The following is a 25,685-nucleotide window of genomic DNA, read 5'->3' on the forward strand; positions in this document are numbered from 1 at the left end:
TCGCTGAGCCGCCTTTCTGGATCGGCTCAGGGTCAGGAGTGCGCCATGGGCTTCATCCGTTCCCGCTCCGCCGTCGCCCCGCTCCGCCGTGGGGTTTCGGTTTCGGCTTCTTCCGTCGCCGCGACCCGGCGGTCGTCCGTCGTGCAGGCGATCGCGCTGCACCGGCCGGAGGACCCGATGCACTGCATCCGTCCGGGCGTCCTGAAGGACACCGCGGCCAGCTTCGTCGCGGCCTTCGACGCGGCGGTGGCCGGAGACGTGTTGTACGCGGTGAAGTGCAACCCGGAGCCGGCGGTCCTGCGCGCCCTGTGGGAGGGCGGCGTCCGTCACTTCGACGTGGCCTCGCCCGGCGAAATCCGCCTGATCCGCCAGATGTTCCCGGACGCCGAGCTGCACTACATGCACCCGGTGAAGGGCCGCGAGTCGATCCGCACCGCCTACCAGCAGTATGGCGTGCGCGACTTCGTGCTCGACAGCATGGAGGAGCTTCAGAAGATCCGGGAGGAGACCGGCGACGCGCCCGACCTCGGCCTCGTCGTGCGGCTGGCCCTGCCGAAGGGCAACGCCGTCTACGACCTGTCCGGCAAGTTCGGCGCTCCGGCGGCGGAGGCGGTGGAGCTTCTGCGCGCCGCGCGCATGGTCGCTCCGAAGGTCGGCGTGTCCTTCCACGTCGGCTCCCAGATGCTCGACCCGGCCGCCTACGAGCGCGCGATGGAGCTGGCCGGCCGCATCATCGCGGAATCCGGCGTGGTGATCGACGTGCTGGACGTGGGCGGCGGCTTCCCGGTGTCCTATCCGGGCGTCACCCCGCCGCCGCTCGGCGACTTCATGGCCGCCATCGGGCGCGGCGTGGCGAAGCTCGACCTGCCGGCGCACTGCCGCGTGTGGTGCGAGCCGGGCCGCGCGCTGGTGGCGCCGGGCGTGTCGCTGGTGGTGCAGGTGATCAAGCGGCGCGGCAACGAGCTGTTCATCAACGACGGCGTCTACGGCGCCCTGTCGGACGCCGGCGTGCCCGGCTTCCGCTTCCCGGCCCGCCTGATCCGTCCCTTCGCGCCGATGACGGACGCGCCGCTGGAGGCCTTCAGCTTCTACGGCCCGACCTGCGACAGCGCGGACAAGATGAAAGGCCCGTTCCACCTGCCGGCCGACATCCGCGCCGGCGACTGGATCGAGCTGGGGCAACTGGGCGCTTACGGTTCCTGCCTGCGTACGGCCTTCAACGGTTTCGATCAGGCGCGTGTGGTCGAAGTCTCGGATCTGCCTCTCCTGGAGACTCCGGGCTACGATTTGAAATCCTGCGTTGCCTAACACCCGCACGCCCGTGACGCGGTGCGGGAAAGCTGTGGATATCTCAAAAAAATCACCGTAAACACTCGTTGGCCCGACGACCCACGCTGCCCTTCAAGAGGAGCGGGGTCGCCGGGTCGTGGTTTTGACTCGCCAGCCTCGGGGGACCTTCGTCGATGACCCTGGACATCAAGCACCTCTCCTTCACCGGCCGCATGGTCATTGTCGGCTTCGGATCGATTGGCCAGGGAGTGTTGCCCCTGATTTTGCGCCATATCGGAATCGCGAAGGAGCAGATCACCATCATCACCGCTGAGGAGCGCGGCCATGGTGAGGCGGACGAGCTTGGCGTCAGGTTCATCAACCTGCCGCTGACCAAGGACAACTATGTCCACGTGCTGGAGCCCATGCTGGGCAAGGGCGATTTCCTGGTGAACCTGTCGGTGGACGTGTCGTCCATTGCGCTGATGGAGTTCTGCCACAAGGTCGGCGCCTTCTACCTGGACACCTGCGTCGAGCCCTGGGCCGGCGGCTACACCGACACGTCGCTGACGCCCTCGCTGCGCTCCAACTACGCGCTGCGCGAATCGGCGCTGACGCACCGCGCCGCTTATGAGGGCGGGCCGACCGCCGTGCTGACCCACGGCGCCAACCCCGGCCTCGTGTCGCATTTCGTGAAGCAGGCGCTGCTGAACATCGCCCGCGACACCGGCGTGGCGGTGGAGACGCCGAAGGACCGCGCCGGCTGGGCCGGGCTCGCCGCGCAGCTCGGCGTCAAGGTGATCCACGTCGCGGAGCGCGACACCCAGGTCTCCAACCAGCCGAAGAAGGTGGGCGAGTTCGTCAACACCTGGTCCATCGACGGCTTCGTGGGCGAAGGCTGCCAGCCGGCCGAACTCGGCTGGGGCAGCCACGAGAAGGAGCTGCCGCCGGACGGCCGCCGGCACGAATTCGGCTGCGACGCCGCCATCTACCTGATGCGCCCCGGCGCATCCACCCGCGTGCGCACCTGGACGCCGCTGGAGGGGCCGTTCCACGGCTTCCTGATCACGCACAGCGAGGCGATCTCCATCGCCGACTACTACACAGTGCGCGACGGCAATCACGTCACCTACCGCCCGACCGTGCACTACGCCTATCACCCCAGCGACGACGCGGTGAAGTCGGTGCATGAACTGGCCGGCAAGAACTGGTTCATGCAGCCGGAACAGCGCCTGATGATGGACGAGATTATCAGTGGCATCGACGAGCTGGGCGTGCTGCTGATGGGCCACAAGAAGGGTGCCTACTGGTACGGCTCCCGCCTGTCCATCGACGAGGCCCGCAAGCTGGCCCCCTACAACAACGCGACCTCCCTGCAGGTCTGCGTGTCGGTGCTGGCCGGCATCGTCTGGGCGCTGGAGAACCCGAACCGCGGCATCGTCGAGCCGGACGAGATGGACTTCCAGCGCGTGCTGGAGATCGCCACCCCGTATCTGGGCCCGGTCGTCGGCGCCTACGGCGACTGGACCCCGCTCCAGGACCGCAACCGCCTCTTCCCGGAGGACGTGGACCAGGACGACCCCTGGCAGTTCAAGAACTTCCGGGTCGTGTGAGGATCGGGAAGGGGGGCTCTTCGGAGCCCCCTTTCTTTTTGCGGCGGCATCCGGTGTGTCATGAACGGGATTTCATGATCCCGCAAGGGTGGGGCAACGGCCCGGCGGGTAAAACGCTTCTCATTAACCCGCTCTGTATTCTTGGCGAGTTATCCACCGGCGGCTTACGCCGCCGGCCCTCGCCGGTCCGGTCTCTCCCGCATACCCCGCCGGATCGGTTCCTGCGGCGGGGTGCGATGATTATGGCCCAGGGGATCGGCGTCCCCCGCCCCTGGGCTTCCCGCTCCATCGCACCCCGCCGCACTCTTTTTCCGCCCCCAACGCTTACCACACCTCCCTTTTCCACAACGGCCACGCTGGCGCCCCCTTGACGCGGAGCCCGCCGGGCGGGATTGAATGGGGTTCCTCTCCCGTTCTCCCGCGAGACAGAGCCTCCCTTGCGTCCCGTCGTCCTCTTCCCCCTGTTCAAGCCGGTGACGGCGCTCCCCGGCCTCGGCCCCCGGCTGGGCAAGCTGGTCGAGAAGCTGGCCGGTCCCCATGTGGCGGACCTGCTGTGGCACCTGCCGTGCGGCGTCATCGACCGGCGCTTCTCGCCGAAGATTACCGGCGCGCCGAACGGGCGGGTCGCGACGCTGACCGTGCGGGTGGACGCGCACGCGCCGCCGGTGAACCCGCGCCACCCCTACAAGGTCCGCTGCACCGACGAGACCGGCGTGCTGGAGCTGATCTACTTCCACGTCAAGGGCGACTGGCTGGAAAAGCAGCTTCCCGTCGGCCGGACGGTCGTCGTCTCGGGCAAGGTGGAATGGTTCCACGAAACGCCGCAGATCACCCACCCCGACGCCGTCGTCCCCGTCGAATCGAAGGACGAAATCGAGGCGGTCGAGCCCGTTTACCCCATGACCGCCGGCCTTCCCGCCAAGACGCTGCGCAAGGCGGTGCGCGCCATGCTGAACGACGTGCCGGAGCTGCCGGAATGGCAGGACGCCGCCTGGCGCGCGAAGAACGGCTGGACGACGTGGCACGACGCCATCCGCCGCGCCCACTCGCCGGAGGACGAGGGCGACCTCGCCCCCACAGCACCCATCCGCACGCGCCTCGCCTATGACGAGCTGCTGTCCAACCAGCTTGCCCTGACGCTGGTCCGCATGCAGCAGCGCCGCCTGTCCGGCCGCGTCATCCAGGGCGACGGGCGTTTGCGCCGCAAGGTGGCGGAGGCGCTGCCCTTCGCCCTGACCGGCTCTCAGGCGACGGCGTTGGAGGAAATCTATCAGGACATGGCGGCGGAGCGGCGCATGCTGCGCCTGCTGCAGGGCGACGTGGGCAGCGGCAAGACGGTGGTCGCCCTGATGGCCATGCTGAACGCCGTGGAGGCTGGGCACCAGGCCGCCCTGATGGCCCCGACCGAGATCCTGGCGCGCCAGCACGCGGAAAGCCTCGCTCCATTGTGCAAGGCGGCGGGGGTGGACATCGCCCTGCTGACCGGGCGCGACAAGGGCAAGGCGCGGCAGGCCGTGCTGGACCGGCTGGCCTCCGGCGAGCTGCCGATCCTGGTCGGCACCCACGCCCTGTTCCAGGAGGACGTGGCCTTCAAGGATTTGGCGCTGGCCGTGATCGACGAGCAGCACCGCTTCGGCGTGCACCAGCGGCTCCAGCTCTCGGCCAAGGGGCGGGCGGTGGACGTGCTGGTGATGACCGCCACCCCGATCCCGCGCACGCTGACCCTGACCGCCTACGGCGACATGGACGTCTCCCGCCTGACCGAGAAGCCGGCCGGGCGCAAGCCGATCCAGACCGTCACCGTCGCGCTCGACCGGCTGGAGGACGTCGTCCACGGCATCCACCGCAAGGTGCAGGAGGGTGCGCGCGCCTACTGGGTCTGCCCGCTGGTGGAGGAGTCCGAACAGAACGACCTCGCCGCCGTGACGGAGCGCCACGCCTTCCTGCGCGCCACCTTCGGCGACCGGGTGGGGCTGGTGCACGGCAAGATGCGCGGGCCGGACAAGGACGCTGTGATGGCCGCCTTCTCGGCGGGCGAACTGGACGTGCTGGTCGCCACCACCGTCATTGAGGTCGGCGTGAACGTGCCCGAGGCCACCGTCATGGTGATCGAGCACGCGGAGCGTTTCGGCCTCGCCCAGCTTCACCAGCTTCGCGGCCGGGTGGGGCGCGGCGACAAGCCCTCCACCTGCCTGCTGCTGTTCGACCCGCAGCTGACCGAAACGGCGCGCGCCCGTCTGAAGACCATGCGCGACACCGAGGACGGCTTCCTCATCGCCGAGGAAGACCTGCGCCTGCGCGGCGCCGGCGAGGTGCTGGGCACCCGCCAGTCCGGCCTGCCGGAGTTCCGCATGGCCGACCTCGCCGTGCACGGGGAGCTTCTGGCCGCGGCCCGCGACGACGCCAAGCTGATCGTGGACCGCGACCCGGACCTGTCCAGCCCGCGCGGGCAGGCGCTCAGGACGCTGCTGTACCTGTTCGAACGGGATGCGGCGGCGAAGACGCTAAGGTCGGGTTGACCGAAAAATCCTCAAAATCCCCTCGCCCGCCTCCGGCGGGAGAGGGAGGGACCCGCCGCGAAGCGGTGGGAGGGTGAGGGCGAGTTTGCGCCGAGAATCCTACGTGCGCTTCACCTGAATTCTCGGTTCAACCTTGCCCTCACCCTCCCGCTTCGCGGGCCCCTCCCTCTCCCAGCGGGGCTGGGAGAGGGGGATACGGACCCTACGCCCGCTCCCGTTCCGGCTCCGTCACGAGCTTAACCTCGCGTGGCTTGCGGTCGGGCGGGCTGACGATGCCACCGGACATCACCATCTTCAGCCCGTCCTCCACCGTCATGTCCAGTACGGTCACGTCGCTGCGCGGCACCATCAGCAGATAGCCGGCGGTCGGCGGCGCGCAGGGGATGAAGACGTGGACCATCGGCTCGGCCGAGACCTTCTGCACCTCCGGATGGGCGGCGCCGGTGATGAAGCCCAGCGACCAGACACCCCGGCGCGGGTATTCGACCAGCACCACCTCGCGGAAGGCGTTGGACTTCTTGGCGACCACCGTCTCGACGATCTGCTTCACCGCGCCGTAGACGGAGCGCACGACCGGCATGCGCTCCACCGCGCCCTCGCCCATGCGCACGACGAGGCGCCCGACATAGCCGGCGGCGAAGGCCCCGATCAGCGTCAGCGCGATGATCAGCGTCAGCACGCCGATGCCGGGGATGGAGAAGGGCAGGTAGTTTTCCGGGTTGTAGGCGGTTGGGATCAGCGGGCGGATGTGCCCGTCGATGACGGACAGGAACCACCAGCCGATGTAGATCGTGACGGCGATGGGGGCCGTCACCAGCACCCCGGCCAGCAGATAGGCGCGCAGGCGCGCCATCAGCCCGATGCCCTCGCGCCGTGGCGGGCGCGGCGCCGTGGCCTCGGCCGCCGACGCGGCTCCGATGTCCTGCTCGCTCCCGTCCACGCTGCACCCCCGAAAACACTGTTGTCCCATAGTGATACAGGATCCGGGTCGGGCTCAATTCACTAAGTGGTGCGGCGACCGCATATGCCGGTGGGCGTGGGGCATCGGTTGGAACTCCGTCCGGATGAGTGGGCCGGCGGGCGGACGCGCGCCACATCCCTAGCGATGATCCACCGCCCCCGACTTTTGTCGGTCGCCACGGCCCTTCCGCCGCACCGACTCGACCAGAACGACACGCTGGCCGCCGCGCGGGCCGTCTTCGGGCCGCGCATGCGCGATTTCGACCGTCTGGCCCCGGTCTTCGCCAACACGGGCATCGAGACGCGGCACGCGGTCATGCCCATGGATTGGTACACCGAGCCGCGCGGCTGGCCGGAACGCACCGCCGCCTTCCGCGAGGGTGGGCTTGCCCTGCTGGAGGAGGCCGCGGGCAAGGCGCTGGTCCAGGCCGGGCTGCGCCCGGCCGACGTGGACGCCATCGTCTGCGCCACCACCACCGGCATCGCCACGCCGAGCCTGGAGGCGCTGCTGTTGGAGCGCATGGGCTTCCGCCCGGAGACGATCCGGCTGCCGCTGTTCGGGCTCGGCTGCGCCGGGGGTGTGCTGGGGCTGGCGCGCGCCGGGCAGTTCGCGCAGGCCATGCCGGGCCGCGCCGTCCTGTTCCTGGTCGTGGAATTGTGCACGCTGGCCTGCCGCACGGGCGAGGCGACGCCGACCAACGTGGTGGCGAGTGCCCTGTTCGCCGACGGCGCGGCGGCCGCCGTGCTGCGCGCCGACGACGGCACGGGCACCGGCCCGCGCCTGCTGGCGAGCGCCGAGCACACATGGCCCGCCACCCGCGACGTGATGGGCTGGCGCGTCGAGGACGACGGGTTCGGCGTGGTCTTCAGCCAGGACATCCCGGAGCTGATCCGCGCCCGCCTGGGGCCGGTGCTGGAAGCCTTCCTGGACGGGCAGGGGATGACGCGCGGCGACCTCGCCGGGCTGGTCTGCCACCCCGGCGGGGCGAAGGTGCTGCACGCGCTGGAGGAGGTGTTCGCCCCGGTGTCCGACGGGCTGGCCGACGCCTGGGCGGTGCTGCGCGCCTGCGGGAACATGTCCGCCGCCAGCGTGATGTTCGTGCTGGAGCGCCGGATCGCCGCCGGAGCCGGCGGCCTTCACCTGATGAGCGCGCTCGGACCCGGCTTCACCGCCGCCCTGGCGCTGGCGGAGCTTTAGACGTGGGCTGGCCGCAGGTCATCCTGCTGCTGGTCGCCGCGCAACGGCTGGCCGAACTGGCGCTGGCCCGGCGGAACACCCGCCGTTTGCTGGCCGAGGGCGCGCGGGAGGTCGGGGCGGCCCACTACCCGCTGTTCGTCGCCCTGCACGCGGGCTGGCTGGCGCTGCTGTTCCTGACGACCCCGGCCGATGCGCCGGTGAATGGGTGGCTGCTGGCGCTGTTCGTCGCCTTGCAGGCCGGGCGGGTCTGGGTGATCGCCACGCTCGGGCGATTCTGGACCACGCGGATCATCACCTTGCCGGGGGCGCCGCTGGTCCGCCGGGGGCCGTTCCGCTGGGTGCGGCATCCCAATTATCTGGTCGTGGCCGGGGAACTGGCCGTCTTGCCGCTGGTGTTCGGGGAGGTGTGGATTGCGGTGCTGGCCTCGGCCCTGAATGTGCCGCTGACCCTGCACCGCATCCGCGTCGAGGAGTCCACGCTGACCGGGCGCCGCCCAATCCCGCCGACGATCACGCCGCCAGGAAGCAGAGCAGCGTGACGCAGCCGGCGATGGCGGCGCCGTCCAGATGGTTCGGGAAGGCGTGCCAGAAGGCTTCCTTGGTCAGCGGCTCCGTCTCGCCGATCTCGTCCAGCCACAGGCCGGCGGGCAGGCCGCCGGTGGTGCGCTCGGCGATGGCGCCGGACAGATGGGCCATGCTGACGGCCAGATAGCAGAACTTCACGAAGCCCAGCAGGAAGGCCATCGCTCCGCCCGCCTCCGCGATCGGGTCGGTCACCGCACCCGTGGCGGCCACCGCCGTCGCCATCGCGACGGCCGCCGCGAAGGGAATGGCGACCACCGACAGCAGACGGTTGGCATCGACTCGCTTGGCGTTGGGGATCGTGAAGAACATGGGCTTTCTCGGGGCTCTCGGGTTCCGGTGTGCGCGTGGCCCCCGTTCTCCGCCGTCAAGGTTAACGGGACGTTAGCTTGCCCCTTTCGTCACACCCCATTCCCCCTTTGCGCATGCGCCGCTATGCTACCTATCCGTTTGGATGGCTGTACGGAGGGAGACACCCGCCTTGACCGCCGACGTTGGACAGGCCTCGCCGGATGGCACGTCGCCCCACGCTACCTCATTGGACGGCATCGAGCTGCTGCGCCCGCTCTCCCCGGCGGAGCGCGCGGCGCTGGCGCGCCAGTGCCGCTGGCGCCGCTTTCAGGCGAACGAGCAGATCATCGATCATCTCGGCGAAACGCGGGACGTGGTCTTCATCGTGGAAGGCCGGGTGCGTGTGCTGAGCCATTCCGCCACGGGCCGCGAGATCAGCTTCGACGACATCGAGGCCGGCGGCTTCCTGGGCGAGATGGCGGCCATCGACGGCCTGCCGCGCTCCGCCTCCGTCGCCGCGCTGGAGGGCGGGACCCTGATCGCCTTCCTGGCGCCCAAACCCTTCCAGAACCTTGTGGCCGGTCATCCCGATTTGGCCCTTGCCGTGATGAAGCGGCTGTGCCGCGTGGTGCGCATCACCACCGACCGGGTGATGGAGCTGTCCACGCTCGGCGCCAACAACCGCGTCCACGCCGAACTGCTGCGCCTCGCCAAGCGCGGCCGTCGGGAGGGGCGGGCGGCGGTGATCGCCCCCATCCCGGTCCACGCCGACATCGCCAGCCGTGTCAGCACCACCCGCGAGACGGTCGCCCGCGTCCTCAGCGACCTCGCCCGCGACGGGCTGGTGGAACGGCGCGCCGACGCGCTGGTCGTTCACGACGTGGAACGGCTAGAGGCGTTGGTGGAGGATGTGCGGGGCGGGGCGTGAGCCTCGTTTACGATCTGCTGCCGAGCACCGACAGGATTAGAGAGTGCAACGTCTCGGGGGCGTAGGGCTTGCCCAGGAAATGCCAGCCGGCCTCCCGGATCACCGCCATGGTCGCGGAGGATTCGTCCCCGGTGGTGATGATGACCGGCAGGTCGCGGCCCAGCGCGGTCAGCAACTCCCGCACCAGCACCGGCGCCTTCTCGCGCTTGCCCAGGTGGAAGTCGGCGACCACGATGTCGGGACGGCAATCGACGCCGCGCAGAGCGTCCAGCAACGCCGCCGGACTGCTGCCGGAGACGAGCCGAAGATTGTGGTCCTCCAAGGCCATTTCGTTGGACAGGCAGAGCACACCGTCGTCCTCAAGAAGGGCGACGGTCAACGCGCCGGCGCCGGTGATCTGCCCGGTGCTCTGGTCATCGGAACGGGCCTGAGACATGGTCGTCGGTCTTTCGGGGCAGGGAATGCTCCCACGCATCGGAGCCGGCGCAACTGTAGCGTGGCCGGCTGCATCGTCGCATTGTCCTAGGTTAATCAGGAGTCCGCGCGCGTGCGGTCGGGCGGGGCGTCCAGCGCGATTTCCAGACGCTTGGGGGCACGGGTCAAATGCAGGTACACCTCGTCGAACTGGCCGACCGACGACAGTTGCTTGATGTCGTGAACCTGGATTTGCTGCCCGGTCAGTTCGATCAGGCCGATGTCGCGCAGACGGCGCAAGGTCCGGTTGACGTGGACGATGCTCAGGCCCAGCGCGTCCGCCAGGATTTCCTGCGTCACGGGCAGGGTGAAGCGGCCTTCCTCGACGAGGTTCACGAGGCTCAGCCGCCGAAGCAGTTCGACGATCAGGTGCGCCGTCCGTTCCAGAGCCGTGCGGCGGCCGACGCTCAGCAGGCGTTCGGCGATGATCGCTTCTTCCTTGGCGCCGGACCAGGCGAGCGCCGCCGCCAGACGCGGAAAGCGCTTGAACAGCTCGATGACGCGGTCGGCCTGGAAGCAGGCCACCTCGGTCGGGGTCAGGGTGGTGACGCCGTGATCCGCCGTCTCGAACAGGTTGCAGTAAAAGCCAATGATGTCGCCGGGCAGCACAAAGTTCACGACTTGGCGGCGCCCGTCCGGCAAAGCTTTGTGACGAATAGCCCACCCTTCGCGCATGACCCGGACGGCGCCATACCGCTCGCCTTGCTGCAAAATATCGGATCTGGCTGAGTGGCGCGTAACATTGCGCTCCAGATCGGCGAGAAAATTTCTTTCCTCATCCGTCAGGTTCAGGTAACTGCCGAGTTTGCGACCCAAAGGTGTTGAGGGTGGAAAGGCTGGAGCGCGCGTCATTCTTTTCTCAGCCCTTGGTCGTGCGTCATTTTACGCTTCAATGCAAAAGTTTCGCCACGCCCATTCCGGGGGGCGACGCACGATTAGGCGAATGGCCAATTCGTTCTATAACATAGGTTAAGTGGAATAAGATTTTTTGCGGAACGGGGGAGATGTCACAGCCGTAAACTGTTGGTGGCACAGTTCGCGGCGAGCTATGTGAAGGCACGGGCGAAGGGACAAGGTCTGGAGATCAGCGGGTGGTGGCGTGACATGGCTGCTCAGCGGGACGCAGCGGGGATGGCTGCCCTCTCGATTTGCGAGTCGCTTTTGATTGCCCTTGTCGAAAAAGGCGTGCTCCGGATCGAGGAGGCCGAAGCGGCGCTTGAGGATGCCGCGGCCGCACACCGCAACCTCGATGTTGCGGACGAGGCGCAGCGCATGCACCACCTCGCCCTGCAGATCGTCGAGCGCTTGGTGACGCAGATGAATGCGGTCGACCAGTCCGGCGGACGCGTGCTGCACCAGCGGAAGCCGAAAAATCCGTAGGGTGGCTTACGGCGTCTTTTCGACGACCGTGCAGATTCCCTTCAAGACCTCGGAGGCCCGCGTCAGATCCTCCGCCCGCACCAGCACGTAATCGGTGTCGTAGGTCGACATCGCGAAGATCGAAATCCGCGCCTGTGCCAGTGGCACGGCGATCCTCGCAAGGATGCCGAACAGGCTGAAGTCCAGGGGGCCTTCCACCTTGAAGGCCCGCCAGCCGCGCTCGGCCTTCACGCCTTCCGGCACACGGTCTTCGCGGCAGAGGATGGACAGTTCCTCGCCGGTGCGGGTGGCGCTGACCAGCGGGTCGGTCCAGTCGAGCCAGCCCGGCATTCCATCCCCCGGCGCCAGCCGCGCGACGGCCAGCCGGTCCGGCAGCACCGACAGGGTCAACGGCTTCGTCTCCGGCAGCAGGGCGGCGTCCAGCGTCGCCCGGTCCACCTCGAACGGTTTCAGGATGCGCCGCGCCCTGGCGGCCAGCGACGGCACGCCGGAGCGCATGGCCCGGCCCAGCATGTCCGCCGCCACCGGCCGCAACGCGCTGTCCTGCGCCGCCAGATCGACCATCGCCTGAAGCGCGGAGGTCTGGACGATGCGGCTGGCGCTGTTTTCGAACCACGCGCCCAGCAGCGCGACCGTGCGCGCCCGCTGTTCGTCGGTCAGCGTCAGGCGGGGAAGGATTTGCGCGAGGTGCCAGCGCACCTCCGCCTGCTCGATGGCCGCGGCGTCGGTCAGCAGACGCCCGGCGAAGGCGTCCAGCGGCCGGGCATCGACGCGCGACACCCGCTCCAGCGCGTCGGCGGCGCGCATGCGCACGCCCGCGTCCTCGTGGAACAGGCAACCCACCAGCTCCGGCAGGCGTGCCGGGTCGGCGACCACGGCGTCGGCCACCGTCGGCGCGTCGCCGATGGTGCGCCGGTCGCCAAGCGCCAGCGCCTTCGCGATTCCGCTGCCCATACCCTAGCGCCGCCCGAAGGGACGCGCGGGGATGTTCTTCCCGAACTTGGAGCCGACCTTCAGCGCGCTGGGACGCGGCGGGGGCGGGGGCGGCGGCGGGGGCGGCGGTTCGCCCTTCGGCACGGCGCCGCCCGTGGCCATCTGCGCCAAGTCCTGCATCAGCCGGTTCACGCCGCGCACCCGCTGGGCCTCGTCGGTCCACTCGCGGGTGTAGACCAGCTTGTGGTCGGGGCGCAGCTTCATCAGGCTCAACTGCTGGCTGATGTAGGTCAGCAGCTTGGCGGGCTCCGCATACGTGTTGTTGCGGAAGGTCAGCACGGCACCCTTCGGCCCCGCGTCCACCCGCTCCACACCGGCCTGCCGGCAGAGCTGCTTGATGGTCACTACGTCCAGCAGGTTTTCCACCTCGCCCGGCAGCTTGCCGAAGCGGTCGATCAGCTCCGCCGCGAAGCCGTCCACCTCCGCCCGGTCCACCAGCTCCGCGATGCGGCGGTAGAGCGACAGGCGCACCGTCAGGTCGGGGACATACTCCTCCGGGATCAGCACGGGCGTGCCCAGGTTGATCTGCGGCGTCCAGGCCTGCTGGTCCTCCGCCCCGCTCGGCACCTGTCCGTCCATGCTGGCGCGCGCGTTCGCGACGGCCTCTTCCAGCATGTGCTGGTAGAGTTCCACGCCGACCTCCTTGACGTGGCCCGACTGCTCCTCGCCCAGCAGGTTGCCGGCGCCGCGGATGTCCATGTCGTGGCTGGCGAGCTGGAAGCCGGCGCCCAGGCTGTCCAGCGTCTCGATGACGTGCAGCCGCTGCTGCGCCGTGCCGGTCAGCGGCTTGTTCGGCGCGTAGGTCAGGTAGGCGTAGCCGCGCACCTTCGACCGCCCGACGCGCCCGCGGATCTGGTAGAGCTGTGCCAGGCCGAACATGTCCGCCCGGTGCACGATCAGCGTGTTGGCGTTGGGGATGTCGATGCCGCTTTCGATGATGTTGGTGGCGAGCAGCACCTCGAACTTGCCTTCGTCGAAGGCGGTCATCACGTCTTCCAGCTCGCTGGCGGCCATCTGGCCGTGGGCGGTGACGACCTTAACCTCCGGCACCAGTTCGCGCACCCGCTCGGCGACCTTCGGCAGGTCCTCCACGCGCGGGCAGACGTAGAAGGTCTGGCCGCCGCGATAGTGCTCGCGCAGGATCGCCTCGCGCACCACCACGGGGTCGTAGGGCAGCACGAAGGTCCGCACGGCCAGCCGGTCCACCGGCGGCGTGGCGATCAGCGACAGCTCCCGCACGCCGGACAGCGCCATTTGCAGCGTGCGCGGGATCGGCGTGGCGGTCAGCGTCAGGACGTGCACGTCGGCGCGCAGTTCCTTCAGCCGCTCCTTCTGCTTCACGCCGAAATGCTGCTCCTCGTCCACGATGACCATGCCGAGCTGTTTGAAGGCCACGCCCTTGCCCAGCAGCGCGTGGGTGCCGATGACGATGTCGGCGGTGCCCTCCGTCAGCTCCTGCTTGACCTTGGTCTGTTCCTTGGCGGTGACCATGCGGGAGAGCTGCACCACACGCAACGGCAGGCCGGCGAAGCGCGTCGTGAAGGTCTTGAAGTGCTGCCGCGCCAGCAGGGTCGTCGGGACCACCACGGCGACCTGCTGCCCACTCATCGCGACCAGGAACGCGGCGCGCAGCGCCACCTCCGTCTTGCCGAAGCCCACGTCGCCGCAGACCAGCCGGTCCATCGGCCGGCCGGAGCCGAGGTCGGTGAACACCTCCTCGATGGCCTTCAGCTGGTCGTCGGTCTCGGGGTAGGGGAAGCGCGCGGCGAATTCCTGATAGACGCCCTCCGGCGTGTAGACCGGGTCGGCCTTCTTCAGCATGCGTTCGGCGGCGATCTTCAGCAGCGCCTCGGCCATGTCCTTCAGGCGCTTCTTGACGCGGGCCTTGCGCCCCTGCCAGCCGGCCCCGCCCAGCTTGTCGAGCTGCGCGTGCGCGTCCTCCGACCCGTAGCGGGTCAGCACCTCGATGTTCTCGACCGGGACGTAGAGCTTGTCGCCACCCTCGTAGATCAGCCGCAGGCAATCGTGCGGCGCGCCGGAGACCTCCAGCGTCTCCAGCCCGTCGTAGCGCCCGATGCCGTGGTCCATGTGGACCACGAGGTCGCCCGACGCGAGCGCGGTGTATTCGGCGATGAAGTTCGCGGCCTTGCGCTTCTTCTTCGCCACCGGCCGCACGAGCCGGTCGCCGAGGATGTCCTGCTCGGTGATGACCGCGAGGTCGGCGGAGGTGAAGCCGTGCTCCATCCCCAGAACGATCATGCCGATGATGTTCCGGTCGAAGCGGCGCACGTCCTCGATGGTGTCCGCCGGCTCCAGCCCCGGAATGCCGTGGTCGCCCAGCACGGTCATCAGCCGGTCGCGCGAGCCCGCCGAATAGCCGGCGACCAGAACCCGCCGCCCGTCGGCGCGCAGCGCGCGGATGTGGTCCTTCACCGCGTCGAAGACGTTGACGTCCGGCCGCGCCCGCTCCTCCGCGAAGTCGTGGCCGCGCCGCCCGCCTGCGTCCACCGTCCCCTTGATGCCCGGCGGAGTCCCGAAGGGCTGCAACTGCGCCACCGCGCGCGCCGCCGCCATGTCGTCCCAGGCTTGCGCGTCGAGGAACATCGCCGCGACCGGCACCGGCTTGTAGACGGGGGAGCCCGTCCGCTTCTCGATCACCATCATGCTGTCGCGCGAGGCGTGGAAATCCACGATCTGCGCGATGCGCGAATCGCGCGACTCCGTCGCCTGATGGTCCAGCGACAGGAAGGCCTTGGGCATGTAGTCCGGCAGCGCGTCCATGCTCTCGTGGAACAGGGGCAGCCAATGCTCCATGCCGCCGTATTTGCGCCCGGCGCTGATCGCCTCGTAGAGCGGGTCGTCGTCGGTGACCGCGCCGAACAGCTCGCGGTAGCCGGACCGGAAGCGGGCGATGCTCGCCTCGTCCAGGAAGACCTCCGACATCGGCTTCAGGTCGATGCCGTCCCGCTTGTCGGTGGTGCGCTGCGACATGGGGTCGAAGCTGCGCACGGCCTCCAACTCGTCCCCGAACAGGTCGAGCCGCAACGGCTCCTCCGTGCCCGGCGGGAACAGGTCGACGATGCCGCCGCGGATGGCGAATTCGCCGGGCTCGCGCACCGTCTGGGCGCGGGTGTAGCCGTTGTCGGCCAGATAGCGCTGCAGCTTCTCCAAGTCGATGCGGTCGCGCACCTTGGCGGAGAAGACCGCGTTGCGGAAGGCCGTGCGCGGCGGCACCTTCTGCACCACGGCGTTGACGGTGGTCAGCACGACCAGCGGCCCCGCGTCGGCCTTGCGCGCCATCAGCCGGGTCAGCGTGTCGATGCGCTTGGCGACGATCCCGCCGTTGGGCGACACGCGGTCGTAGGGCAGGCAGTCCCAGGCCGGGAAGACCAGCACCTCCAGCGACGGCGCGAAGAAGGCCAGCGCCTCCGCCAGTTGGGCGGCGCGCGTGTCGTCCAGCGCCACATGCAGCACGCCGGCCGCCCCCGCCCGCTTGGCGAGGTCGGCGAGCACGCGGGCGTCATGGCCATCGGGCGCGCCGCCAACCAGCAGGCGGCCGGCGCGGCCGGGTTGCAACTGTTCGAAACTGACCAAGGATGGAGCCTCAGGATCCCTGACGGGGCGTGTAACGGAACTGAGTCAACAGCCGCATCACGTCGGTGTCATGCTCGGCCGGAACCGGTTCGCGACCAGCGTACCAGTTATAGAGATCGGGATCGCTGAGTTCCAGGAGCGCCTCGTAACGGTCGAGCTGCGCGTGGTCGAAACCCGGCACATGGGCGTCGGCGAAGCTGCCGATCAGCAGGTCCATTTCCCGCATGCCGCGGTGCCAGGACCGGAAGCGCAGCCGCTTGCGCCGGTTCTCCAGGGATTCGCCGTTCGAGGACACGGTGTCCGGGGACTGGGAGTCGCTGTTCGTCATTCCATCCACACCAAAAGCCCCGGCCCCAAAGACGGGGGAGGGGTGCAATCCACAACCACCCCGCATCCTGCACACCCACCCCCCGACACGCAAACCGAAATCCGGCGAAGGCCTTCACCGCCGCATCAACCAAGCCTCCAGCCCGTCGCGCAACTCCGCCCCCGGCGCCAGCTTTGCGAACTGCTCCGTTTCCGCCATCAGCCCTTCGCCGATGGTCATGTTCAGCCCCCGCGTGGCTGCCCCGAGGATCCCCGCGACCGCCGCCGGCGAGTGCCGCACGATCCGCCCCGCCAGTTCCAGCGCTGCCGGCATCACGGAGCCATGCTCCACCACCCGGTTCACCAGCCCCATCTCCAGCGCCATGGCGGCGGTGAAGCTGTCCCCGGTCAGCAGCCATTCCAGAGCCCGCTTCCGCCCGACATTGCGCGGCAGCCGCTGCGTCCCCCCGAAGGTCGGCATCATGCCGAGCTTGATCTCCGCCTTGGAAAACAGCGCCCGCTCGCTGGCGACCGCCAGATGAGAGGCCTCCAGCACCTCGCACCCGCCGCCGAAGGCGAGGCCGTTGACGGCGGCGATGACGGGCTTCGGAAAGGCCTCGATCCGCGCGCACAGCGTCTGCCCCGGCCGGAACGCCCGCACCGCCGCCCCCGGCCCCTGCCGCACGGCCTGCGAGAACTCCGCAATGTCGGCCCCCGCCGAGAAGGCCCGCTCCCCGGCCCCGGTCAGGATCACGGCCCGCACCGCGTCGTCCCCCTCCAGCGCGTCCAGCGCGCCGAGCATGGCGTTCGCCAGCGCGGTGTTGATGGCGTTCAGCTTCTCCGGCCGGTTCAGGGTGAGGGTGGCAATCCCCCCGGCAATTTCGCAAAGTACGGGATTCGACATGGGACACTCCGTTTTCTCGATTGCGGATGCCCCACTGTCGAGCCTGTGCCGGCGCGTCGGCAAACGAGTATGGCGCGTGTTCGGGTGAGGGGAATTCATCCGATCGCGCAGGGCGCAATGCCGGCCGGAGCGGCCGCCTCAGCCCGCGCGCATCATGGCGTTCACCGTGGCCAGGAAGGAGTCGATGTGCACGGGCTTGCCGAGGAGTTGCGTCCCCGGCCCCAAGGCGTCCGGCCCCAGGGCGGCGTTGTAGGCGTATCCGGTGAGGAACAGCACCTTCAGGTCCGGCCGCGCCGCGCGGGCCATCTCGGCGAGCTGGCGGCCATTGATCCCCGGCAGGCCGACGTCGGTCGCCAGCAAGTCGATCCGCTCCGCCGACGCGAGGACTGAGGCGGCGGCGGTGCCGTCCTCCGCCTCCAGCACGGTGTAGCCGTCCTCCCGCAGGGCGTCCACCAGCAGCATGCGGACGATCGCCTCGTCCTCTACCACCAGCACGGTGCCGTGGGCCGAGGGTTGCGGCGCCTCGTCCACCGGCGTGGACGGCGTCTTTTCCGCCGCCACATCCCCATGGTAACGGGGTAGGTGAAGCGTGACCGACGTGCCCCGGCCGACCGCGCAGCCGATGTGGACGTCGCCGCCGGACTGGTGGACGAAGCCGTAGATCTGGCTCAGCCCCAGGCCCGTGCCCTGGCCGATGGGCTTGGTCGTGAAGAAGGGTTCAAAGGCCCGTGCCACAACGTCCGGCGGCATGCCGGCACCGGTGTCGGTGACGGTGAGCCGGACGTGGTCGCCGGGCTTCAGGGCGGGCATTCCATTGACCGCGGCCTTGTCCAGCTGGACGTTGCGGGTCTCGATGGTCAGCCGGCCGCCGCCGGGCATGGCGTCGCGGGCGTTGATGGTCAGGTTCAGCAACGCGTTCTCAAGCTGGTTGGCGTCCACCCGGACGGGCCACAGCCCGTCGGGCAGGATCAGCTCAACCTGGATGGCCTCGCCGACTGACCGGTGGATCAGGTCGCGCATTCCGGTCACCAGCGCGTTGAGGTCGGTCGGCGCGGGCTTCAGCGGCTGCCGGCGGGAGAAGGCGAGAAGGCGCTGCGTCAGCGCCGCGGCGCGGTCCACGGCGGTACGGGTCGCCGCGAGATAGGCCTCCACGTCGGTCCGCCCGGCGGCGAGCCGTCGCTCAAGCAGTTCCAGGCTGCCGCCGATGGCTTGCAGCAGGTTGTTGAAGTCGTGCGCGATCCCGCCGGTGAGCTGGCCGACCGCCTCCATTTTCTGTGCCTGGAACAGCGCCTGCCGCGCCTCGTCCAGAGCGATCTGCGCCTCGCGCCGCTCGGTGATATCGCGCGTGACTTTGCCGAAGCCGACCAGCACGCCGTGGTTGTCGCGGATGGCGTCGATGACGACGCTGGCCCAGAAGCGGGTTCCGTCCTTGCGGACCCGCCAGCCTTCCGTCTCGAACTTGCCCTCCCGTTCCGCGGTCCGCAGCGCCCGGCCCGGCACGTCGGCGGCCCGATCCTCGTCGGTGTAGAAGCGGGAGAAGTGCTCGCCGATGATCTCGTCGGCGGAATAGCCCTTCATCCGCTGGGCACCCGCGTTCCAGTTGGTGACGTGTCCAGAGGTGTCGAGCATGAAGATGGCGTAGTCGGTCACGCCCTGGACCAGCAGCCGGAAGCGCTCCTCGCTCTGCCGCAGCGCTTCCTGCGCGGCCTTGCGGTCTGAGATGTCGCGCGTGACCTTGCCGAAGCCGAGCAACGCGCCATGCTCGTCGCGGATGGCGTCGATGACGATGCTGGCCCAGAAACGGGTTCCGTCCTTGCGGACCCGCCAGCCTTCCGTCTCGTACCGTCCTTCGGTGGCGGCAATGACGAGGTTTCTCTGCGGCACGCCCGCCTGCCGGTCCTCCTCCGTGTAAAAGCGGGCGTAGTTCTGCCCGATGATCTCGCTGGCGCTGTACCCCTTGAACCGCTGCGCGCCCGCGTTCCAGCTGCTCACCACCCCCTGGGTGTCGAGCATGTAGATGGCGTAGTCGCGCACACTGTCGACAAGCAGTTGAAAACGCCGCTCGTCAGGCAGCGTCGCCGCGTCGAAGCCGTTCGGAACCGAATTCACCACAAAGACTCGCATCGCTGTCCTGAAGGAAGGGCGATACTCCGTCCGGGTCCGGGCGGTCAATTGGCCGATCGGAATACTCGGGATTTTCACTTTCGTTCACTTGCGCCCCAACGGGCAGGATTGGGGCGGCGTTGCGGAGACCGTCGAAGCGGTGGCGCTTTTCTCATAGGTCGAATCGTGCAGCTATGAGGAGAAGCGGAGCCAAACGTCGCACAGCGTTTCACGGTGTTTCGTTCGGCCCCCGCTCAAGCGGTCTTGCGTTCCGCTTCCGCCCGCTGTTCCACAGTCAGGACGCCCAAATCCTCCAGATGACCCACGGCGCCGGTCAGGCTGGTGGCGACGCGGTCGGCGGCGGTTTCGGCGGTGGCGCGTTCGGGGGCGTCGGCTTCGGGGTCGGCGCTCCACAGGCACAGCAGGATGGGCACCTTCGGGCCGAAATGCAGGCGCAGGCGGCGCACCATGCGGCGGGCGTGGGGCAGGGCGGAGGGGTTCAGGTAGGACAGGGCCACGGCGGACACGCCCGCCGTGCCCAGACTGGCGATGGCGCGGGCGGAGACCTTCTCGCAGGACAGCACGTCGGCGCGGGCACCGCGCGGGCGGACCAGGGTGGCGAGCAGGCCGGCGGCGGCCTCGTCCAGGTTGTTGCGGGCGCCGACGCAGAGGATCAGGGGGGCGGCTTCCGCCGGGGATTCTTCCGGCTTGCCGGGGGTGGTCTCGGACAGTTCGTCCAGCAGGGTCGCCATGCCCTCGGCCACCGCTTGACGACCTTCGGGGGTGAGGGTGCCGCGCGAGCGGTCCTGTTCGGCCAGGGAGAGGGCGGGCAGCAGAAGGCCTTGGCCGACCTCGTGCAGGGGGGCGTCGGTCAGGCGGGCCTCGGCGATCTCGGCGGCCTCGATGGGGTCGCGGGCGAGCAGGCGCTGGTACAGCTTGGCCTCGTCGGGCAGAACCTGACGGTCGCCCAGCATGACCTCCAGGAAGTGAAGCTGAGGGACGTGCCGGCCCAGCACGACGAGGCAGACGGTCAGCGGCGTCGCCAGCAGCAGGCCGACCGGCCCCCACAGCGCGGTCCAGAACACCGCCGCCACGATGATCGCCAGCGACGACAGGCCGGTGGCGGAGCCGTAGAGCCAGGGCTCCACCACATTGTTGGAGAACAGCTCCACCACCACGAACAGGGCGATGCACAGCAGCGGCAGGGTCCAGCCGGTGTCCACCGCGAAGGACAGCAGGATCGGGAAGGATGCGGAGATCACCGGCCCCAGGAAGGGGATGAAGCGCAGCACCGTCGCCAGCAGCCCCCACAGCAGCGGGTTCGGCACGCCCAGCAGCCACAGCCCAACGCCGATGGGGATGCCGTAGGTGACGTTCACCACCACCTGCATCAGCAGGTAGCGGCTGACCCGGTTGCCGGCGTCGTTCATCGCCTCGGTCGTGCGGCTGAGGTCGCCGGAGCCGGCCAGCCGGATCATGCGGTCGCGCAGGTCCTCCCGCTGCAACAGCATGAAGATGGTGAAGACCAGCACCATCCCCGCGGTGGCGAAGGGCGCCAGCGCGGGGCCGAGCACGTTGCGGGCGATCTCCAGAGCACTGGACTGGGGCTGCTCGATGCGGACGGGAACAGGTTCGCGCTCGGCAGCGGGCGGCTGAGCGGCGGGCGGCGGGTTGGCCGTCGCCGCCGGGCGCGCCGGCTGGGCGGGGGAACTGGCTTGGCCCTGGGGTTGGCCTTGGGATTGTCCTTGTTGGGGCTGCTGGTCCGGCTGCTGGTTGGTCGCCTGCTCCAGCTCTTGCCGCAGGTCGCGGAAGGCCTCGGTCGCCTGCTTGACAACGCCGCCGTTACCGGCTTGGGAGGCGGTGGCGCGCAGCGATTCGATCTTGGTGTGGATGTTGCGCTGGTAGGTCGGCAGGTTGTCGGCAAGATCGGCGATCTGCGTGCCGACCACTGTGGCGAAGCCCGCGATGCCCGCGAAGACCAGCAGAACCACGAGCAAAACCGACGGCACGCGGCCCAGACGCAACCGCTCCAGCCGGCTGACGATGGGGGTCAGCACGAAGCTCAGCAGCGCGGCCAGCGCCATGGGGACCAGAATGTCGCTGCCCAGATACAGCGTCGCCACCACCAGCGTGATCACCAGCAGCATCGTCTGGGTGGAGGTGGGCGGGGCGGCCTTCGGGACCGGGATGGGGCGGGCCTGGAGTTGGCGTACGGTGTCCTCGGCCATGGGCTGCGGCGTCTCCGGCGTGGGGTGCCCCAGCAGAACAGCGCCGTTCCCGGTGCCGTTCCCGCCTCGCTTCCGGGACTTACCGGTGCCCCCGTGACGTTTGGGGCTATTGGGCTGTTTTCTCCGCTGTGGTTATCGCTTTATGCGGAGGGCGTTATGCGCAAGATCGCGATTCCGGTGTTTTCGGCCGTCGCCCTGCTGTCCCTGGGTGGCTGCGCCGAAATGGGCAATTGGTTCGGCGGGTCCGACCAGCAGGCAAACCGGCCCATTTCCGAACAATCCCTGCAGACGGCCTCGCGGCTGGAGCCGCAGGCCATGCTGGGCAAGACCGTGGTCGCCTATGACGGACAGAAGGTCGGCGAAGTCGAGGACGTGTTGATGAACCGCAACAACCGTCCGAGCCAGCTGGTCGTGTCCAGCGGCGGTATCTTCGGCGTTGGTTCCCAGAACCGGGCGCTCGACATCAACAACGTCCGCTATTCCCGCGAGCGGGACGCCATCGTGGCAACCCAGCTGACCAAGGAGCAGTTCGCCGCCCTGCCGGAGTATCACGACAATGGCAGCATGATCTCGCTGAACCGCAACCGCCGCTGATCCGGTACCATAAGTCCGGCTTAGTCGTCCGGCTTGCCGGAGCGGAGCCGCTTGATGGCCGACCGCTGGCCCTTGGCCTCCAGGCGGCGACGCTTGGAGCCGAGGGTCGGCTTGGTCGGGCGGCGCGGGGTCGGCGGGATCGCCGCCTCGCGGATCAGGTCGATCAGCCGCTCCAGCGCGTCCTGCCGGTTGCGCTGCTGGGTCCGGTGGCGGTCGGCCACCAGGATCAGCACGCCATCCAGGGTCAGCCGGCTTCCCGCCAGCCGCTCCAGCCGGTGGCGCACGTCGTCCGGCAGGTTGGGCGAGCGCCGCACGTCGAAGCGGAGCTGCACCGCGCTTTCCGTCTTGTTGACGTGCTGCCCGCCGGGGCCGGAGGCGCGGACGAAGCTCTCGACGATCTCGCTTTCGTCCAGGCTGATGCGGTGGGTGACGCGGATCATGGGCCGTGAATCGTCATTCTGAACCGTCAATCGGCCGCGACCGTCACGCCTTCCATCTCATCGACCGCGAGGTCGAGGAGCGGGAGGAAGCTGGCCGGTTCCTGCGCGCCCGACAGGGCGTAGCGCCGGTCGAAGATGTAGCAGGGCACCGCCTGAAGCCCGAGCTGCCGGGCCATTGCGTCGGCGCCCTGGACCGCCGCAGCCTCCGCGTCCGTGTCGAGCAACTCCCTGATTTCCCGGAAGTCGAAGCCCAGATTTGCCGCCGTCGCCGCCAGCGTGTCGCGGTCGCCAATGTCCAGCCCATCCACGAAATAAGCGTGGAACAGAGCGTCCGCCATGGGGTCTCCCAGCCCGCTCCGCGCCGCGATGCGGATCAGCCGATGCCCGTCGAAGCTGTTCGGCGTGCGCCGTACCCGGTCCAGCCGCAGCGGCAATCCGTCGCGCTCCGCCGTTTCCTCCACCACGAGGTGGATTTGCCGGGCGCGCTCGACCCCGCCGAACTTCGCCGCCAGATAGGCGCTGCGCTCCATGCCCCCCGCCGGCATGTCCGGGTTCAATTGGAAAGGCTGCCAGCGAAGCTCCGCCCGCAGGCGCGGCCGATCCGCCAGCGCGCGCGCAAGGCGGCGCTTGCCGATGTAACACCATGGGCAGATCAGGTCGGCGAAGGTCTCGATGAGCATGTGGCCACTATCCACCATCGGCGGCCCGCCGCGCAACCGTGCTGCCGTCCGGAAGCGCCCTCGTTGGCACGGTGCGCGGGTTGTGCAACCCTTTGTTAACCCGTGCGGTCCGACAGTCGGCAAAGGCTGCGGAGCGGGTCCGCGGCAAGCGGAGGCGCGCGGGCTATGGGCAATTCCTATGTGGACGGCAAGGTGCGCGACGCGCTGATGGCGGCCAAGGGCAGCCGGGCCACCGCGCAGAAGCTGCTGATGGCTTGGGCGGTCGAGGATCCGCAACTGCTGCTCGGCATTTCGCAGCCTTTCCTGAAGGCCATCGCCGCGGCCGCCGTGGAGCGCGGCGCCCGGCAGGGGAGCGGTGGGGGCGGCCGGGCGCCGTCGATGTCGGCCGGACCCGGCCGGGGGCGCGCCGCTCCGGACGCGGCCCTCAGCAAGGAGGCTCTGGCGAGCGTTCTGAGCCGCCTGGGCCGCGACCCGGACGAGGACGCGCCGCAATCCCGCACCGCTCCACCGCGCCCCGGCGCCATGCGGTCGGCGACCATGACGGTGCCGGCATCCGGCGGGGCGCCGCAGGGCGTCACCCACGAGAAGGCGATGATGACCATCGCCAAGGCCTTCGTGGCGAAGAAGATCCGGTGAGGGAAATACGCCCGACGATCAGTCGTCGAACCAGCCTTTGGCCTTCGGCACCGGCTTGATGTCCGGGGGCGGGCTGGCCAGAGCGGTGTAGCCGTTCTTGTACGGATCAGGGATGTGGTGACAGTCCACATCGGCCAGGGTGCGGTAGCAATAGACCTTGGAACGGTCCACGGTCACCTTCTCCGGGCAGTATTGGCCGGTCTCGGAAAAGCTGACGGTCGAGCAGTCCTTGCCCGTGGCGGCCGAGACGACGTGGTCCTCCAGCGTCTTCTTCGTGCTGGTCAGGGACGTCAGTTCGGCCCCGGCACTGACCACGGCCATGGTCGCCGGCGCGACCAGACATCCCCCCAGCGGCAGCACCGCAAGGATCAGGGCCGCCGTCGCGACAATCTGCTTCATGACCGTTCCATTCCACGTCTCGCCGCACCGATTCCAGAGGGGCGTCGTTAAAAAGATGTGAATCAGCGCAACAGCGTGCAAATCCGCGAGCGGCACTGCACCAGCACGAAGGCCTCCTTGTCCTCCGTGCAGTTCACCTTGAAGACCGACGAGCCTTCCCGCCCGACCGCGTAGCGCATCACCTCCACCTTGGCCGGCGTGCAGTTCCCCAGCGACCGTGCGGCCTCCTTCGCCTCGGCCTGACCGGACGAGACGTTCGCGGCGTTCACGGCCGAGGGGATCAGAAGGCCGGCGATGAGGAGGGTGACGAAGCGCATGGACATGGCAAAGGAGATCGGGAGCGCTGGGGAGTATGGCACGGGTGGCCCGAAAAGGGGGCGGTCAAAAGCTGTTCACTGCGGCCGGCCGGCTTCGGTCCGCGCGTGCTGCAGGAAGAAGCGCAGCATCTCCCGCGCGGCGTCCGGACCCTGGGGGTCGGTGTAGGACCCGGCCGGGCTGCCGCCGGACCAGGCGTGGCCGCTGCCGTGGACGACCCATTGCTCGCAAACCGCCGACCCGGCGGAAGTCGCGTGGACGGTGCGGGTGAAGCGGTGGCCGCCCGGCGCCTGCCCGCTTTCCACCGTGGCGGTCAGACCCTTGGCCGAGGCCAAGGCCTGGGCGGTGACGCTGTCGCCATTGCTGGGATGGACGGTGCTGTCCTGGTCGCCGTGGAAGACGATGGTCGGCACGGCCGGCCCGCGGATCCGGCGAACGGCCGGAGACGCGCCCCGCTTCATCGCCGCGAGGGCGGACGGGATGCCGGTGGCTGACCCAACCGGCAGGCCGGAATGGACGCCGACCGCCGCGTAGAGGTCCGGGTAGGTGGCGCCCATGATGGCCGCGATCGCGCCGCCGGCCGACAGTCCGGCCACATAGATCCGGTCCGGGTCCACCGGATGTTCCTGCATGATCCGGCGCGTGATCCCAGCGATCAGCGAGGGCTCGCCGAGGTCGCGTTTCTGGTGATCGGCGCTGAACCAGTTCCAGCATTTCTGCGGATTGAATTTCTGCGCCTGCGAGGGGTAGGCGATGATGCAACCATACTCTTCGGCAAGGCTGTTCATGCGCGTCCCGGCGGCGAAATCGTCCGGCGACTGCGTGCAGCCATGCAGCATGACCACCAGCGGAAGCGGCCGGCCGCTGTGATTGGCGGGGATGTACAGCTTGTAGCCCCGGGTTCCGGCCTCGTTCGTGAATGTGGCGGCCAGGAAGGCGCCAGCGCCGGGCTGGGGCGTATGCGTATGCGGGGTTTCCCGCTGCTCGCGGCTGGAGGGTGCCACGCGGGCGACGAGGTCGCGCAGAATGTCCTTCAGGCCGGGTCGGCGCGGTTCCGGATTTGAGGCCGGTTCGGTCACGTCGATGGTGACGGCCTCCGCGTCGACGGTGGGTGGGGAGGACGTGCGGTCCGGAGATGGCTGGGCATTCGGCTGTCCGCCCCGCAACAGGCGCTGAATGAGCGATGTCGCTTCGGCGAGCCGTCCGGCGCGGGTCAGGCGGGTGGCCTCGGCCATCTCGGGGGGCATCTTGGGCATCATGGTGCTGTGCTTTCCGTGCT

Annotated in this window: 24 protein-coding genes; 9 read left to right on the top strand and 15 right to left on the bottom strand. The window is 69.1% G+C overall.

Annotated features, from left to right (window positions below; all coding sequences use genetic code 11):
• Positions 1-45 precede the first annotated feature (45 nt).
• The 3 genes from ACSVC7_RS09715 (at position 46) to recG (ending at position 5,401) form a co-directional block, all read left to right on the top strand.
• A complete protein-coding gene (locus ACSVC7_RS09715) occupies positions 46-1,308 on the top strand; it encodes a type III PLP-dependent enzyme (protein ID WP_448202992.1) in 1,263 nt (420 codons plus the stop codon).
• Positions 1,309-1,463: 155 nt separating this feature from the next.
• Positions 1,464-2,882: a homospermidine synthase gene (locus tag ACSVC7_RS09720; protein WP_448202991.1), complete on the top strand. Its 1,419-nt coding sequence runs from the start codon at positions 1,464-1,466 to the stop codon at positions 2,880-2,882.
• A 437-nt stretch (positions 2,883-3,319) separates the two neighbouring features.
• Positions 3,320-5,401: an ATP-dependent DNA helicase RecG gene (gene recG / locus ACSVC7_RS09725; RefSeq protein ID WP_448202990.1), complete on the top strand. Its 2,082-nt coding sequence runs from the start codon at positions 3,320-3,322 to the stop codon at positions 5,399-5,401.
• 202 nt (positions 5,402-5,603) lie between these two features.
• Here recG and ACSVC7_RS09730 read toward each other — a convergent pair whose 3' ends face one another.
• The gene (locus ACSVC7_RS09730; protein ID WP_448202989.1) at positions 5,604-6,341 is read right to left on the bottom strand and encodes a DUF502 domain-containing protein; all 738 of its coding nucleotides are present in this window, start codon (positions 6,339-6,341) and stop codon (positions 5,604-5,606) included.
• Between the two features lie 84 nt (positions 6,342-6,425).
• Here ACSVC7_RS09730 and ACSVC7_RS09735 point away from each other — a divergent pair, with 84 nt between their 5' ends.
• Positions 6,426-7,559: a type III polyketide synthase gene (locus ACSVC7_RS09735; RefSeq protein ID WP_448202988.1), complete on the top strand. Its 1,134-nt coding sequence runs from the start codon at positions 6,426-6,428 to the stop codon at positions 7,557-7,559.
• 2 nt (positions 7,560-7,561) lie between these two features.
• Positions 7,562-8,098: an isoprenylcysteine carboxyl methyltransferase family protein gene (locus tag ACSVC7_RS09740; RefSeq protein WP_448202987.1), complete on the top strand. Its 537-nt coding sequence runs from the start codon at positions 7,562-7,564 to the stop codon at positions 8,096-8,098.
• Here ACSVC7_RS09740 and ACSVC7_RS09745 read toward each other — a convergent pair.
• Positions 8,070-8,453, bottom strand: coding sequence for a hypothetical protein (locus ACSVC7_RS09745; protein ID WP_448202986.1), 384 nt, complete (start codon positions 8,451-8,453; stop codon positions 8,070-8,072). The two genes, ACSVC7_RS09740 and ACSVC7_RS09745, sit on opposite strands and share 29 nt — an antisense overlap.
• Positions 8,454-8,622: 169 nt before the next feature.
• On the opposite strand from ACSVC7_RS09745, the gene ACSVC7_RS09750 reads away from it, so the two are divergent.
• Positions 8,623-9,360: a Crp/Fnr family transcriptional regulator gene (locus ACSVC7_RS09750; protein WP_448202985.1), complete on the top strand. Its 738-nt coding sequence runs from the start codon at positions 8,623-8,625 to the stop codon at positions 9,358-9,360.
• A gap of 7 nt (positions 9,361-9,367) precedes the next feature.
• Here ACSVC7_RS09750 and ACSVC7_RS09755 read toward each other — a convergent pair whose 3' ends face one another.
• Both ACSVC7_RS09755 and ACSVC7_RS09760 read right to left on the bottom strand, forming a co-directional pair.
• The gene (locus ACSVC7_RS09755) at positions 9,368-9,796 is read right to left on the bottom strand and encodes a response regulator (RefSeq protein WP_448202984.1); all 429 of its coding nucleotides are present in this window, start codon (positions 9,794-9,796) and stop codon (positions 9,368-9,370) included.
• A gap of 95 nt (positions 9,797-9,891) precedes the next feature.
• Positions 9,892-10,686 carry a Crp/Fnr family transcriptional regulator gene (locus ACSVC7_RS09760; RefSeq protein ID WP_448202983.1) on the bottom strand — a complete coding sequence of 265 codons (795 nt, stop codon included), beginning with the start codon at positions 10,684-10,686 and terminating at the stop codon, positions 9,892-9,894.
• Positions 10,687-10,860: 174 nt separating this feature from the next.
• On the opposite strand from ACSVC7_RS09760, the gene ACSVC7_RS09765 reads away from it, so the two are divergent.
• Positions 10,861-11,214, top strand: a complete 354-nt coding sequence (locus tag ACSVC7_RS09765; protein ID WP_448202982.1) for a hypothetical protein — start codon at positions 10,861-10,863, stop codon at positions 11,212-11,214.
• A gap of 6 nt (positions 11,215-11,220) precedes the next feature.
• On the opposite strand, the gene ACSVC7_RS09770 is transcribed toward ACSVC7_RS09765, so the two are convergent.
• From ACSVC7_RS09770 to ACSVC7_RS09795, 6 genes are all read right to left on the bottom strand, one after another.
• Entirely contained in the window at positions 11,221-12,168 is a 948-nt protein-coding gene (locus tag ACSVC7_RS09770; protein ID WP_448202981.1) for an ACT domain-containing protein, read from the bottom strand.
• A 3-nt stretch (positions 12,169-12,171) separates the two neighbouring features.
• Positions 12,172-15,801 carry a transcription-repair coupling factor gene (gene mfd, locus ACSVC7_RS09775; protein WP_448202980.1) on the bottom strand — a complete coding sequence of 1,210 codons (3,630 nt, stop codon included), beginning with the start codon at positions 15,799-15,801 and terminating at the stop codon, positions 12,172-12,174.
• A 10-nt stretch (positions 15,802-15,811) separates the two neighbouring features.
• Positions 15,812-16,129, bottom strand: coding sequence for an FAD assembly factor SdhE (locus ACSVC7_RS09780; RefSeq protein WP_448202979.1), 318 nt, complete (start codon positions 16,127-16,129; stop codon positions 15,812-15,814).
• Between the two features lie 114 nt (positions 16,130-16,243).
• Entirely contained in the window at positions 16,244-17,011 is a 768-nt protein-coding gene (locus tag ACSVC7_RS09785) for a crotonase/enoyl-CoA hydratase family protein (protein WP_448202978.1), read from the bottom strand.
• Positions 17,012-17,149: 138 nt separating this feature from the next.
• Positions 17,150-19,120: a hybrid sensor histidine kinase/response regulator gene (locus tag ACSVC7_RS09790; protein ID WP_448202977.1), complete on the bottom strand. Its 1,971-nt coding sequence runs from the start codon at positions 19,118-19,120 to the stop codon at positions 17,150-17,152.
• A gap of 248 nt (positions 19,121-19,368) precedes the next feature.
• Positions 19,369-21,342 carry an AI-2E family transporter gene (locus ACSVC7_RS09795; RefSeq protein ID WP_448202976.1) on the bottom strand — a complete coding sequence of 658 codons (1,974 nt, stop codon included), beginning with the start codon at positions 21,340-21,342 and terminating at the stop codon, positions 19,369-19,371.
• Positions 21,343-21,498: 156 nt separating this feature from the next.
• Here ACSVC7_RS09795 and ACSVC7_RS09800 point away from each other — a divergent pair, with 156 nt between their 5' ends.
• Positions 21,499-21,936, top strand: a complete 438-nt coding sequence (locus ACSVC7_RS09800) for a PRC-barrel domain-containing protein (RefSeq protein ID WP_448202975.1) — start codon at positions 21,499-21,501, stop codon at positions 21,934-21,936.
• Positions 21,937-21,956: 20 nt separating this feature from the next.
• Here ACSVC7_RS09800 and arfB read toward each other — a convergent pair whose 3' ends face one another.
• Both arfB and ACSVC7_RS09810 read right to left on the bottom strand, forming a co-directional pair.
• Complete coding sequence (gene arfB / locus ACSVC7_RS09805; RefSeq protein WP_448202974.1) at positions 21,957-22,376, bottom strand: alternative ribosome rescue aminoacyl-tRNA hydrolase ArfB; 420 nt, start codon at positions 22,374-22,376, stop codon at positions 21,957-21,959.
• Between the two features lie 26 nt (positions 22,377-22,402).
• Positions 22,403-23,056 carry a DsbA family oxidoreductase gene (locus ACSVC7_RS09810; RefSeq protein ID WP_448202973.1) on the bottom strand — a complete coding sequence of 218 codons (654 nt, stop codon included), beginning with the start codon at positions 23,054-23,056 and terminating at the stop codon, positions 22,403-22,405.
• A gap of 165 nt (positions 23,057-23,221) precedes the next feature.
• On the opposite strand from ACSVC7_RS09810, the gene ACSVC7_RS09815 reads away from it, so the two are divergent.
• Entirely contained in the window at positions 23,222-23,692 is a 471-nt protein-coding gene (locus ACSVC7_RS09815; protein ID WP_448202972.1) for a hypothetical protein, read from the top strand.
• A gap of 18 nt (positions 23,693-23,710) precedes the next feature.
• Here the strand turns inward: ACSVC7_RS09815 and ACSVC7_RS09820 are convergent, their stop codons facing one another.
• From ACSVC7_RS09820 to ACSVC7_RS09830, 3 genes are all read right to left on the bottom strand, one after another.
• Entirely contained in the window at positions 23,711-24,091 is a 381-nt protein-coding gene (locus tag ACSVC7_RS09820) for a hypothetical protein (protein WP_448202971.1), read from the bottom strand.
• 62 nt (positions 24,092-24,153) lie between these two features.
• The gene (locus tag ACSVC7_RS09825; protein ID WP_448202970.1) at positions 24,154-24,414 is read right to left on the bottom strand and encodes a hypothetical protein; all 261 of its coding nucleotides are present in this window, start codon (positions 24,412-24,414) and stop codon (positions 24,154-24,156) included.
• Between the two features lie 69 nt (positions 24,415-24,483).
• Positions 24,484-25,665, bottom strand: coding sequence for an extracellular catalytic domain type 1 short-chain-length polyhydroxyalkanoate depolymerase (locus ACSVC7_RS09830; protein WP_448202969.1), 1,182 nt, complete (start codon positions 25,663-25,665; stop codon positions 24,484-24,486).
• Between the last annotated feature and the right edge of the window lie 20 nt (positions 25,666-25,685).

It is taken from the genome of Azospirillum mesophilum (assembly GCF_053470405.2).